The organism is Demequina sp. (assembly GCF_016278775.1).
Taxonomy (GTDB): Bacteria; Actinomycetota; Actinomycetes; order Actinomycetales; family Demequinaceae; genus Demequina.
In genome coordinates, this window is record NZ_JADQBF010000013.1 from 107,842 (window position 1) to 120,372 (window position 12,531).

Here is a 12,531-nt window from a genome sequence, read left to right on the forward strand (position 1 = left end):
ACTACTCGTAGCGCAGCAATTCTTGGTTGATTCCCGCCTCTGTGTCGGGAATGCCGAGATCCTTTGCCTTCTTGTCCGCGGTCGCCAGTAGTCGCCGAATCCTGCCTGCTACGGCATCCTTCGTCAACGGCGGAGTCGCGAGGCGACCAAGCTCCTCGAGCGACGCGTCTCGGTGTGCCATCCGCAACGTGCCCGCCTCCCGAAGGTGCTCTGGAACCTCGTCGGCGAGAATCTCAAACGCCCTTTCGACTCGCGCCGATGCCGCCACAGCGGCCTGGGCGGAGCGGCGCAGGTTGGCGTCGTCAAAGTTGGCGAGTCGATTCGCCGTGCCGCGCACCTCACGCCGGGTGCGCTTGTTCTCCCACTCCAACACCGAGTCATGCGCTCCGAGTCGTGCCAGCAGCCCAGAGATGGCGTCGCCATCTCGAATGACGACCCTGTCCACACCGCGCACCTCGCGAGACTTCGCAGTGATGCCAAGCCTCCTGGCTGCGCCCACGAGCGCCAGAGCCGCCTCTGGCCCTGGCGACGTCACTTCGAGGCTCGCCGACCGGCCGGGCTCCGTGAGCGATCCATGCGCAAGGAAGGCACCCCTCCACGCCGCGACCGTGTCCTCGACCGAACCGCCCACCACCTGCGGGGGAAGTCCCCGCACGGGCCGTCCCCTGTGGTCGAGGAGTCCTGTTTGGCGGGCGAGCGACTCACCCTCCTTCACTACGCGGACCACGTAGCGATTCCCCCTCTTCAGGGCGCCGCCTGACACCACGATGATCTCTGAACCGAGGTTGTACACCTCGTGGATGAACGTCCGCAAGCGCCGCGCGGACGCGGCAGTGTCCAACTCCGCCTCGATGACAATGCGGCCGGACACAATGTGCAGTCCGCCAGCAAATCTGAGGGTGGTGGCGATCTCCGCCTTGCGAGACGAGATCCGCTCGACGGCGACACGCGCCAGTTCGTCCTTCACCTGTGCCGTGAGCGCCATGTCGCCTATCCTGCCATCTCGACGCCACCGACTCAGGCCGAAAGGCCTCCAAGAGCATGAGAATAGGCCTGCGTGAGCCTGGCGACATCGTGACGATCGAGCGCATCGTCGCGCTTCATGTCGTGTACGACGAGCCGCGATCCCCAGTTCTCGATCTCCGCCACAAGCTCTCCGTCGCGCCCGTGCGACGTATCGGCGAGGACCACGGCGGGTCTGAATGCGGGTTCAAGCCGCCTCAGAGCCCGAATGTCGTCGACACGGTAGGAACCCTCGGTTTCTGCATCGACGTACGCGATGTTGAGCGTCAGCACCGTGCGGGGGCCAGCCTCGACGAGTGCCCGTGCCACCGGCCCCACCAAGAAGTGCACCAGGACCGACGTGTACCAGGAGCCGGGTCCAAGGACGACGCCGGCGGCACCGGCGATCGCGTCAAGCGTGACCTGCGGTACTCGGGGTTGCGCTGGCTCGATGCTCAGTCCTGAGACGCGGCCTGCCGCCGTCGCCACCGCGACTTGCCCGCGCGCCACCGAACTCACGTGCCCGCCGTCCACGCGAGCTGAGATCTGCAGCGGCTCCTCGGCAAGGGGTAACACCCTTCCTTGCGCGTGGAGCAGTCTTGCCACCCAGTCCAGTCCCTCCACCACATCGCCTGTGCGCTCCCACAACGCCGCGATCAGCAGATTCCCCAACGCGTGCCCATCGAGCGGGCCCGCCGTGGAGAACCGCGTCTGCAAGACGTCGCGCCACGTCCGCCCCCACTCTCCGTCCTCACACAGGGCGCTCAACGCCATGCGCAAGTCTCCCGGTGGCACGATGCCCATCTCTTCGCGCAGCCTCCCAGACGAGCCGCCGTCGTCCGCGACGGTGACGATCGCGGTCAGGTCGTCCGTCACGTGGCGCAAAGCGCTGAGGCTCGCGTGCAGTCCGTGCCCGCCGCCCAGTGCGACGACCGATGCAGGCCTCACTCCGTTGGCCGATCCCTGTGCGTGACCCTGACCTCGCTACGGTTCACGCGCAAGCGCTTGCCGATCTCCTCTGCGATGGCTACCGAGCGATGCTTGCCACCCGTACAACCGATCGCGACTGTGACCGAGTGTTTGTCGTGCGCCCTGTACAAGGACAGCACTGACTCGAGCATCCCGGTGTAATTGTCGAGAAACTGTGCGGCCCCGTCCGACTTCAAGACGTGATCCCTGACGGCATCGTCCAGTCCCGTCAGGGCACGCAACGCGGGCACCCAGTGTGGATTCGGCAGGAACCTGACGTCCGCGACAAAGTCCGCATCCGACGGCAAGCCGTTGCGGAACCCAAACGACACAATGTTGACGGACAGTGGCTGGTCCGTGTGGCCCACCTCGATTGTGATGGCGTCGCGGAGTTCGTGGACATTGAGATCGCTCGTGTCGATGACCACATCGGCGCGGTCCCTGAGGGCCTCGACAAGCACTCGCTCCCGCCCGATCCCCTCTAGCAGGGTGCCGTCACGCTGCAGGGGGTGGGGACGGCGCGCCTCCTCGAAACGTCGCACAAGCGCGTTGTCGGACGCGTCCAAGAAGATGAGCCGCACATCGATCCCGCGCGTCGCGAGGTCGTCGAGCACCGCCTCCACGTCTTGAAAGAAGTTTCCGCCCCTCACGTCAACCACCACGGCGAGGCGATCCTGGGGATCCCGACCCACCATCGTCACGAGACCACCCAGCAATTGGGGAGGCAGGTTGTCAACGACGTACCAGCCGAGGTCTCCCAGTGCTGCGGCCGCGCGCGTGCGGCCAGCACCTGACATCCCCGTCAGAATCATTACCTCAGGGGCTACCGCAGGGGCGTCGAACTCTGGCTTGGGGATGCCTGAGGGGTACGTGACCGGTTCAGCCTCTTCCGTCATGGCTCCAGAATGCCACTGTCTCCCCGCAGACTCGCGTGAATCGCGCGGGCCGTCGCGTCTCCGATTCCGGGAACGCGCGCGATCTGTTCGACCGAGGCCTCCTTGAGAGCCGGCACCGAGCCAAAATGCCTGATGACCGCCTTTGCCCGGGTGGGGCCGACGCCCGCCACGTCGTCAAGTGCCGACGCCTTCATGGCTTTGCCTCTCTTGGCCCGGTGGTGCCGAATCGCGAACCTATGCGCCTCATCGCGCACCCGTTGCAACAGGTAGAGGGCCTCGGAACCGCGCGGCAAGATGGCTGGGAATTCCTCACCCGAGATCCACACCTCTTCGAGTCTCTTGGCCAACCCCACCACGGGAATGTGCGCCACGCCCACCTCGTCCATGGCGCGACGCGCGGCCGCCACTTGAGGAGGCCCACCGTCGACCACCACAAGTTGAGGCGGGTACGCGAACCGCGCGCTCTCGCGCTCCTGCGGAGGCAACTGCACCTCTTCGAGGTAGCGTGCGAACCGCCGTGTCAGCACCTGACTCATGGCCGCGGTGTCGTCCAAGGTATCGGCAACAGAGAACTGCCGATACTCCTTCTTGCGCGGCAGGGCGTCCTCGAACACCACCATTGACCCCACCTGGTTGGTGCCCTGAGTGTGCGAGATGTCGTAGCACTCGATGCGCAAGGGCGCCTCGTCCAGCCCGAGGTGCTCCTGAAGGTCGCGCAAGGCCTCCGAGCGCGTCGTGAGGTCCGACGCCCTCTTGAGACGATGCTGGTCGAGCACCTGCTGGGCATTCCGCTTGCCGGACTCGGCAAGTTCGGCCTTCTTGCCACGCGACGGCACCTTGATGCTTACCCCACTGCCGCGCACCCCGCGCAAGTACTCGCGAAGCGCGTCCGCCTCTGATGGCTCCGCCGGAACCAAGATCTCTGGAGGCACGGAGTCAGCCCTGGTGTAGGCCTCCTGAAGCAACGCCGCCACCATCTGTTCCACCGCAAGCGGCTCCGGCTTGTCGACCACCCACCCCCGCTCACCGGTGATACGTCCGTCGCGCACGTAGAACACGTGCGCCGCGGCCTCCCACTCGTCGTCAATCAGACTGAAGACGTCAACATCCACGCCTTGGGACAGCACCATGGCGTTGCGCTCAAGCACGCTCGTTAGCGCACGCAGCCGGTCTCTGGCTCTCGCTGCCACCTCGAAGTCCTCGCGATCCGCGGCGCCCTCCATCGTGCGCGTCAGCTCTCTGATGAGGGGTTTTGCGTCGCCCGCAAGGACTTGGCACACCTTGTCGGCCAGCTCCCGGTGCTCTTGCTCGCTCACCTTGCCCACGCACGGCGCCGCGCACTTGTCGATGTAGCCGAGCAGGCAGGGGCGCCCTTGCCGCTCCGCCTTGCGTAGCACAGCTGGCGCGCACGTTCTCACGGGCAGAACTGTGAGGAGTGTGTCAACCGTCTCGCGGATCGCCCAAGCCCTTGCGTAGGGACCGAAGTACCGGACCCCCTTCTTCCGGTCCCCTCGCATGACCTGCATGCGCGGGTACTTCTCGTTCATGGTCACTGCCAGGAACGGGTAGGACTTGTCGTCCTTGAAGACCACGTTGAAACGCGGGTCAAACTCCTTGATCCAGGTGTGTTCAAGGACCAGCGCCTCGACCTCGTTGCGCACGATGGTCCACTCAACCGACGCTGCAGTCGTCACCATGAGGCGCGTACGGGGATGGAGCGCGTTCAGCGGCTGAAAGTAGTTGCTCAGACGGGATCGCAGGTTCTTCGCCTTGCCGACATACACGACCCGGCCGTGGGGGTCGCGGAATCGGTACACGCCTGGCGCCGTGGGGATGGAGCCAGGCGCAGGGCGGTATTCGGAGGGGTCCGGCACGATGACAGCCTAGGCGGGCGCGGCCACCTGGGCGTGGACGCCCAGCACATCGGCCAGGAATCTGCCCGTGTGTGAGTCGGGGTGCTCGGCAACCTCTTCTGGAGTTCCCTCGGCCACCACTCCCCCGCCGCCCGAGCCTCCCTCTGGGCCCATATCGAGAATCCAGTCCGCGGACTTGATGACATCGAGATTGTGTTCGATCACGATGACGGTATTGCCCTTATCCACGAGGCCCTGGAGCACGCTCATAAGCTTCTTGACGTCTTCGAAGTGCAGGCCAGTGGTGGGCTCGTCGAGCACGTAGATGGTGCGACCAGTGGAGCGGCGCTGCAACTCCGAAGCAAGCTTCACGCGTTGCGCCTCCCCACCTGACAACGTGGGTGCTGGCTGCCCGAGTCGTACGTATCCCAAGCCCACGTCGACGAGCGTCGACAGGTGTCGGGAGATGGCCGGGATCGCCTCGAAAAACCCTGCGGCCTCCTCGATCGGCATGTGGAGCACGTCGGCGACATTCTTACCCTTGAAGTGCACTTCGAGAGTCTCTCTGTTGTACCGCGCTCCCTTGCACACCTCGCACATGACGTACACGTCTGGCAAGAAATTCATCTCGATCTTCAGCGTGCCGTCACCGGAGCAGGACTCGCACCTGCCGCCCTTGACGTTGAACGAGAAGCGGCCGGGACCATACCCCCTCATCTTGGCCTCTTGGGTTTCCGCGAAGAGTTTGCGGACCTTGTCCCACACGCCGGTGTAGGTGGCGGGGTTGGATCGCGGAGTGCGCCCGATGGGCCCCTGGTCGACGTGGACGATCTTGTCCAACTGATCCGTGCCCTCGATGCGGGTATGCCTTCCGGGTACTTGCCGAGCACCGTTCAGTTCGTTGGCTAGTGCCGTGTACAGGATGGTGTTGACCAGCGTCGACTTGCCTGACCCTGACACTCCCGTCACCGCCGTGAGGACACCCAAGGGGATCGACACGTCGATGTCGTGGAGGTTGTGTTCCCTGGCGCCCACCACGGTGATCTTGCGGGTGAAGTCGGCGATGCGACGATGCCCTGGCACGGGGATGCTCCGCCGTCCAGAGACGTATGCCCCCGTGATTGACTGCTCGTTGGTCAAGAGGTCGGCGTAGGTGCCAGAGTGCACGACTTCACCGCCGTGTTCGCCTGCCCCCGGCCCGATGTCGACCACCCAGTCGGCCGTGCGAATCGTGTCTTCGTCATGCTCGACCACAATGAGGGTGTTGCCCAGGTCACGCAACCGGGTCAGGGTCTCGATGAGTCTCCTGTTGTCGCGCTGGTGCAAACCGATGCTGGGCTCGTCAAGCACGTAGAGCACGCCCACCAACCCCGAACCGATCTGGGTTGCGAGCCGAATGCGTTGCGCCTCACCCCCCGACAGCGTGCCGGCGGCCCGCGCCAAGGTGAGGTAATCCAATCCCACGTCAAGCAAGAAGCCGAGCCGGGCGTCGATCTCCTTGAGAACCTGCGTCGCGATGTGCAGCGCCCGTTCATCCCATGCCACGTCCCCCAGGAAGCCTCTCGCGTCGCGAATCGAGAGCTCACACACTTCGGCGATCGACTTGTCGCCGATCGTGACTGCGAGCACCTCCGGCTTGAGCCGCGCGCCATGGCACACATGGCACGGCACCTCGCGCATGTACTGCTCGTACTTCTCACGGGAGTAATCGGACTCCGTTTGGCTGTGAAGCCTCTCGAGCCAGGTGATAGCGCCCTCAAACCCGGTGGTGTACTGGCGTTCGCGCCCGTAGCGGTTGCGGAAGCGCACGTGGACCTCATAGTCCTTGCCCACCAGCAAGGAGTCTCGCGTCGCCTGCGGAAGGCTTTCGAAGGGCGTGTTCATGGAGAAGCCCATGTCGTCGGCGAGCGCTCGCACCATGCGGCCGAAGTAGTCGGACGCCATCGACTCCCACGGCGCGATTGCTCCCTGCGCGAGCGACTTGCTCGGGTCGGGAACCACAAGATCGGGGTCGACCTCTAGTCGCACGCCGATGCCAGTGCACTCCGGGCACGCGCCGTACGGAGCGTTGAACGAGAAGGTGCGCGGTTCCATCTCTTCGAGGGTGAGAACGTGGTCATTGGGGCAGGCACGCTTCTCTGAGTACCGACGCGCGGGAGCGTCGCCGTCGACGGGATCGATGATCACGAGGCCGTCTGCAAGCTTCAGTGCCGTTTCCACGGAGTCTGCGAGCCGTTGACGCACGCCCTCCCGAGCCACGAGGCGGTCAATGACCACCTCGATGGTGTGCTTGAGCTTCTTCTCCAGAACTGGCGGGTCGCTCAACTGAACCGACTCGCCGTCGACCCTGGCGCGTGCGAAGCCTTGCTGTTGCAGGTCCGCAAAGAGGTCGGCGTACTCGCCCTTGCGGCCCCTGACCATGGGAGCGAGCACCTGGTACCGCGTGCCCTCTGGTAGCGCGAGAACCGAATCAACAATCTGCTGAGCCGTTTGGGACTTCACCTCCTCACCGCACACGGGACAGTGGGCCACTCCCACGCGTGCGAAGAGGAGTCGCAAGTAGTCATAGACCTCTGTGATGGTGCCGACGGTGGACCTGGGGTTCCTATTGGTCGACTTCTGATCGATCGAGACCGCCGGGGACAGGCCCTCGATGAAGTCCACATCCGGCTTGTCCATCTGGCCCAGGAACTGGCGCGCATAGGCGCTCAACGACTCCACGTAGCGGCGTTGGCCTTCCGCGAAGATCGTGTCGAATGCGAGCGATGACTTGCCGGAACCGGAGAGCCCTGAGAACACGATGAGGGCATCGCGCGGAAGTTCGACGTCCACTCCCTTGAGGTTGTGTTCGCGCGCCCCACGCACTATGAGTTTGTCGTTCACAACGCCACCCTACGTGAAGTCTGTCGAACATGTGTTCGAATCGCCGTCAATGCCCGAACTGGGACAACAGTCACGAGCCGCGTCCTGTTCCAACCGACCAGAATGGTCTCATGTCTTTGTGGATCATCCATTACACGTATGACACGCGGGACTCGTTGCGCGCCGAGACCCTTGACGAGCACTTGTGGTACCTCGCTGGGCTCGCCGACGCTGGCGCGATGATCGCATACGGCAAGTACGACGACGAGGCCGAGCCGGGCGCGCTCCTCATCGCTTCGGCGCCCACCAAACACCACGCAAGAGACCTGGTAGCGGAGGATCCGTTTGTCATCGTGGGAGCCGTCGCAGACATCAGTATTCGTCCGTGGGACGGGCACCTGGGACCGTGGTGGAAGAACAGGAAGTCGCCTCCGATTGAACGGTCCAAGCGTGGAGACCTAGACGCGAGGTCGCGCGCACGACGAGCGCCCTAACCCGCCTGCATCATCTGGCGCAGTTCCTTCTTGAGTTCAGCGATTTCGTCGCGAAGTCGCGCCGCCAACTCAAAGTGCAACTCCGCTGCGGCGCCCCGCATCTGCGCTGACAATTCCTCGACGAGGGCCGCGAGGTCTTGCGCCGGTCGGCCAGCGCTCGCCGCGGCCTTCGCCGCTGCCGCCCCTTTGGTGTCCTTGTCGACCTGACGCAACGTGGCTACAGTGTCGGCCTCCTCGCGCGCGAGCATCTCCGTGATGTCGCTGATCTTCTTGCGCAATGGAGTTGGATCGATCCCTCTCTCGGTGTTGTACGCCACCTGCTTCTCGCGGCGGCGGTTGGTCTCGTCGATAGCTGCTGCCATCGAGTCCGTCACCGTGTCGGCGTACATGTGAACTTCGCCTGATACGTTGCGTGCAGCGCGGCCGATGGTCTGGATGAGCGACGTTCCTGACCTGAGGAAGCCTTCCTTGTCCGCGTCCAGGATGCTCACCAGCGAGACTTCAGGGAGGTCGAGACCCTCGCGAAGCAGGTTGATGCCGACCAGCACATCGAACCTGCCCATGCGCAGGTCTCTCAGCAGTTCCACTCGCCGCAGAGTGTCCACATCCGAGTGCAAGTACTCCACCCGCACGTCCCTCTCCGAGATGTACTCGGTGAGGTCTTCCGCCATCTTCTTGGTCAGTGTTGTCACGAGGATGCGCTCGTTTTTCTCGACGCGCGCGCGGATCTCGTGAAGAAGATCGTCGATCTGGCCCTCTGTCGGCTTGACGACGATCTGCGGGTCCACCAGCCCGGTGGGTCGAATGATCTGCTCGACCACACCGTCGGCCTTGCCCAGCTCATACTTGCCAGGCGTGGCCGAGAGGTACACCGTCTGCTTGATGCGCTCCTGGAACTCGTCCCACCGCAGTGGCCGGTTGTCGAGGGCGGAGGGCAGGCGGAATCCGTGGTCCACGAGCGTGCGCTTGCGGGAGGCGTCGCCCTCGTACATGGCACCGATCTGCGACACCGTCACGTGGCTCTCGTCGATGACCAGCAGGAAGTCGTCTGGAAAGTAGTCCAACAACGTGTGCGGAGGCGTGCCTGGCTCGCGTTGTTCGATGTGCCGCGAGTAGTTCTCGATGCCGCTGCAGGTGCCCACTGAACGCATCATCTCCAGGTCAAACGTGGTGCGCATCTTGAGTCGTTGCGCCTCGAGCAACTTGTTCTGGCGCTCCAGCTCCTCGAGACGCTCGCCCAACTCCTGCTCAATGGTCGAGATGGCCTTGTTCATGCGCTGTTCGCTCGCCACATAGTGCGACGCAGGGAAGATGTGAACTTGATCCCGACTGGCGACCACCTGTCCTGTGAGGGGATGCAGGGTGTACAGCGCCTCAACCTCGTCGCCAAACATCTCGATGCGGATGGCGAGTTCTTCGTACACGGGGATGATCTCGACAGTGTCGCCGCGCACCCTGAAGGTGCCGCGCGTGAACGCCAGGTCGTTGCGCGCGTACTGCATCTGTACAAACTCCCGTAGCAGCGCGTCGCGCGGCAGCACGTCTCCTACCTGCAGGCTGACCATCCCCTGGATGTACTCCTCTGGGGTTCCCAGTCCATAGATGCACGACACGGAGGACACGACAATCACGTCGCGCCTGGTTAGCAAGGAGTTGGTCGCGGAGTATCGCAGCCTCTCCACCTCCTCGTTGATCGAGGAGTCCTTCTCAATGAAGGTGTCGGTCTGCGGAACGTACGCCTCTGGCTGGTAGTAGTCGTAGTAGCTCACAAAGTACTCGACCGCGTTGTGCGGCATGAGGTCCCTGAACTCGTTCGCCAACTGGGCCGCGAGGGTCTTGTTGTGGGCCATCACCAAGGTAGGCCGCTGCAGGCGCTCGATGAGCCAAGCCGTGGTGGCCGACTTTCCGGTTCCGGTAGCGCCCAGCAGCACAACGTCCGGCTCCCCCGCCTGGATTCTCGTGGCCAGATCCTCAATCGCCGCAGGCTGGTCGCCGGAAGGCTTGTACTCAGAAACCACCTGGAACGGGTTCTGCGCGCGGCGCAAGTCTGACGTCATGCCTCAACGGTAACGCCGCGGTCTGACAAGCAGCCCAGTCACGGCAAGTGGCTCGACCAGAACTCGTCCACCTGGTCCCGCAAGTGCTCCACGCTTCCCGAACCGTCCAAGGCCACATCGCACGCGGCCGCGCGCTCGTCATCGGAAGCCTGCGCCAGAATGCGGTCCATCGCCTGCTCGTGGGTCAGCCCGCGAAGCTGCTGAAGGCGTCCGACGCGCACGCTGAGCGGCGCCGTCACGCACACGACAATGTCAAAGTCTCCACCTTGGCCGGTCTCGACCAACAACGGGATATCGTGCACCACGACCTCGACACCCTCACCGCGTGCCTGACGGTCAGCCGCGCTCGCCGCCGCACGGACATAAGGATGGATGATCTCTTCGAGGCGCACTCGCGCCTGATCGTCAGCGAAGACGATGTCGGCCAAGAGCGTTCGGTCGAGCACCCCACCCTTGACGACGCGGTCGCCAAACTCACCCACAATGTCGACGAGAGCAGCAGACCCTGGCTCCACGACGCGACGCGCGAGGTGGTCGTGATCAATGACGCGTGCCCCGAGTTCAGCGAATCGCTCCGCCGCCGTGGACTTACCTGCAGCGATTCCGCCCGTCAACCCAATGCGTAGCACTGGCAAAGGCTGTCACGGAACGACAGCCCGCGCAAGACAGAGATCGCCAAGCGCCCGCTCAACGACGTGGGGCCCCTGACCTTGCGGTCAGGGGCCCCACGATCGTGATGTGTTGGCTAGTTGCCTGTGAGCTTCTCGCGAAGCGCGGCCAAGCGCTCGTCAGAGGCAAGCGTGCCAGCGTCGGGCGTCTCTTCGTCATGAGACGAGTAGGACGTTGCTCCGCCACTCTCGTCCCCACGAGCGCGCTTGCGGGGCGCGACCGCCTCCGTGACCTCGGCCTCGGCCGCCTGAGCGTCCTGCTTGGCCACAAACGCCTTGTGAGCCTCCCAGCGCTCGTGCGCCTTCGCGTACTCGGCCTCCCAGGCCTCGCGCTGCGCGTCGAAGCCCTCTTGCCACTCCTGAGTCTCTGCGTCGAAGCCCTCTGGGTACTTGTAGTTGCCTGCCTCGTCGTACTCGGCGGTCATGCCATACAGCGCGGGATCGAAGTCCTCGCCCGCGGGGTCGACACCCTCGTTGGCCTGCTTGATGGACAGCGAGATGCGACGGCGCTCGAGGTCGATGTCAATGATCTTGACGAACACCTCTTCTTCCGCCTGAACGACCTGCTCTGGCAGTTCGACGTGACGTACCGCGAGTTCCGAGATGTGAACCAAGCCCTCGATACCGTCATACACACGCACGAATGCGCCGAACGGGACGAGCTTGGTGACCTTGCCAGGCACAATCTGGCCGATGGCGTGGGTGCGGGCGTAGACGGCCCACGGGTCCTCCTGCGTGGCCTTGAGCGACAGCGAGACACGCTCGCGGTCCATGTCGATGTCGAGCACCTCGACCTCGACCTCTTGACCAACGGTGACGACCTCGTTCGGGTGGTCGATGTGCTTCCACGACAGTTCTGAGACGTGCACGAGGCCGTCCACTCCGCCCAGGTCGACAAAGGCACCGAAGTTGACGATCGAGGACACGACGCCCTTGCGGACCTGTCCGGAAGCGAGCGCGGTGAGGAACGACGAACGCACCTCGGACTGCGTCTGCTCAAGGAAGGCGCGGCGAGACAGGACCACGTTGTTGCGGTTCTTGTCGAGTTCGATGATCTTGGCCTCGATCTGCTGGCCGATGTACGGGCCGAGGTCGCGCACACGACGCATCTCAACGAGCGAAGCGGGCAGGAAGCCGCGCAGGCCGATGTCCACGATGAGGCCACCCTTGACGACCTCGATGACCGAGCCGGTGACGACGCCGTCCTCTTCCTTGATCTTCTCGATCGAACCCCACGCCCGCTCGTACTGCGCGCGCTTCTTCGACAGGATCAGGCGGCCTTCTTTGTCCTCTTTGGTGAGGACAAGGGCCTCGACGGTGTCGCCGACGTTGACCACCTCGTCGGGGTCGGCATCGTGACGAATGGAGAGCTCGCGGGCGGGAATCACGCCTTCGGTCTTGTAGCCGATGTCGAGGAGAACCTCGTCACGGTCGACCTTGACGATGACGCCTTCTACAAGATCGCCGTCGTCGAAGTTCTTGATAGTCGCGTCTACAGCGGCGAGGAAGTCTTCGCTCGAGCCGATGTCATTGACTGCGATCTGGGTGGTCTCGGGGGTGGATACGGACATAGAAGGAGTGACTCCGGTGGTCAGTGATTCGTTGATGGGTGGGCAGGCCAATACGCAGGGCGCACTGAGCCACCGATCAGCCTACCGCCCGCCTGTCACCTGCACAAACGCGCGAAGGGACCGACGAGACACAATTCTGCAACGATCTGCTGCACCCTG

The 12,531-nt window shown here is 63.9% G+C and carries 9 protein-coding genes; 1 reads left to right on the forward strand and 8 read right to left on the reverse strand.

Features of this window, described 5'->3' with window-relative positions; genetic code table 11:
• Position 1 precedes the first annotated feature (1 nt).
• The 5 genes from whiA to uvrA are packed head-to-tail and all read right to left on the reverse strand — an operon-like array spanning position 2 to position 7,603.
• Positions 2–985, reverse strand: coding sequence for a DNA-binding protein WhiA (whiA, locus tag QZZ33_RS02585; protein WP_291377918.1), 984 nt, complete (start codon positions 983–985; stop codon positions 2–4).
• Between the two features lie 32 nt (positions 986–1,017).
• Complete coding sequence (gene yvcK / locus QZZ33_RS02590) at positions 1,018–1,950, reverse strand: uridine diphosphate-N-acetylglucosamine-binding protein YvcK (RefSeq protein ID WP_291377919.1); 933 nt, start codon at positions 1,948–1,950, stop codon at positions 1,018–1,020.
• A complete protein-coding gene (rapZ, locus tag QZZ33_RS02595) occupies positions 1,947–2,867 on the reverse strand; it encodes an RNase adapter RapZ (protein WP_291377921.1) in 921 nt (306 codons plus the stop codon). The genes yvcK and rapZ overlap by 4 nt, the downstream gene beginning before the upstream one ends.
• Positions 2,864–4,741, reverse strand: coding sequence for an excinuclease ABC subunit UvrC (gene uvrC, locus QZZ33_RS02600; RefSeq protein WP_291377923.1), 1,878 nt, complete (start codon positions 4,739–4,741; stop codon positions 2,864–2,866). The genes rapZ and uvrC overlap by 4 nt, the downstream gene beginning before the upstream one ends.
• A gap of 9 nt (positions 4,742–4,750) precedes the next feature.
• A complete protein-coding gene (gene uvrA, locus QZZ33_RS02605) occupies positions 4,751–7,603 on the reverse strand; it encodes an excinuclease ABC subunit UvrA (RefSeq protein WP_291377925.1) in 2,853 nt (950 codons plus the stop codon).
• A gap of 110 nt (positions 7,604–7,713) precedes the next feature.
• Between uvrA and QZZ33_RS02610 the strand changes: the two genes are divergently transcribed.
• Positions 7,714–8,076: a YciI family protein gene (locus QZZ33_RS02610; protein ID WP_291377927.1), complete on the forward strand. Its 363-nt coding sequence runs from the start codon at positions 7,714–7,716 to the stop codon at positions 8,074–8,076.
• Here the strand turns inward: QZZ33_RS02610 and uvrB are convergent.
• The 3 genes from uvrB to rpsA all read right to left on the reverse strand — a co-directional run bounded on the left by uvrB (position 8,073) and on the right by rpsA (position 12,372).
• Positions 8,073–10,133, reverse strand: a complete 2,061-nt coding sequence (uvrB, locus tag QZZ33_RS02615) for an excinuclease ABC subunit UvrB (RefSeq protein ID WP_291377928.1) — start codon at positions 10,131–10,133, stop codon at positions 8,073–8,075. The genes QZZ33_RS02610 and uvrB overlap by 4 nt on opposite strands.
• A 38-nt stretch (positions 10,134–10,171) precedes the next feature.
• Positions 10,172–10,762, reverse strand: coding sequence for a dephospho-CoA kinase (coaE, locus tag QZZ33_RS02620; protein WP_291377930.1), 591 nt, complete (start codon positions 10,760–10,762; stop codon positions 10,172–10,174).
• A gap of 116 nt (positions 10,763–10,878) precedes the next feature.
• The gene (gene rpsA / locus QZZ33_RS02625) at positions 10,879–12,372 is read right to left on the reverse strand and encodes a 30S ribosomal protein S1 (RefSeq protein WP_291377932.1); all 1,494 of its coding nucleotides are present in this window, start codon (positions 12,370–12,372) and stop codon (positions 10,879–10,881) included.
• Positions 12,373–12,531 lie beyond the last annotated feature (159 nt).

Bases quoted from the DNA above. Each gene is read 5' to 3' on its own strand.
- rapZ (WP_291377921.1), bottom strand. From the start codon at position 2,867: ATGACGGAAGAGGCTGAACCGGTCACGTACCCCTCAGGCATCCCCAAG.
- QZZ33_RS02610 (WP_291377927.1), top strand. From the start codon at position 7,714: ATGTCTTTGTGGATCATCCATTACACGTATGACACGCGGGACTCGTTG.
- uvrB (WP_291377928.1), bottom strand. From the start codon at position 10,133: ATGACGTCAGACTTGCGCCGCGCGCAGAACCCGTTCCAGGTGGTTTCT.
- rpsA (WP_291377932.1), bottom strand. From the start codon at position 12,372: ATGTCCGTATCCACCCCCGAGACCACCCAGATCGCAGTCAATGACATC.
- whiA (WP_291377918.1), bottom strand. From the start codon at position 985: ATGGCGCTCACGGCACAGGTGAAGGACGAACTGGCGCGTGTCGCCGTC.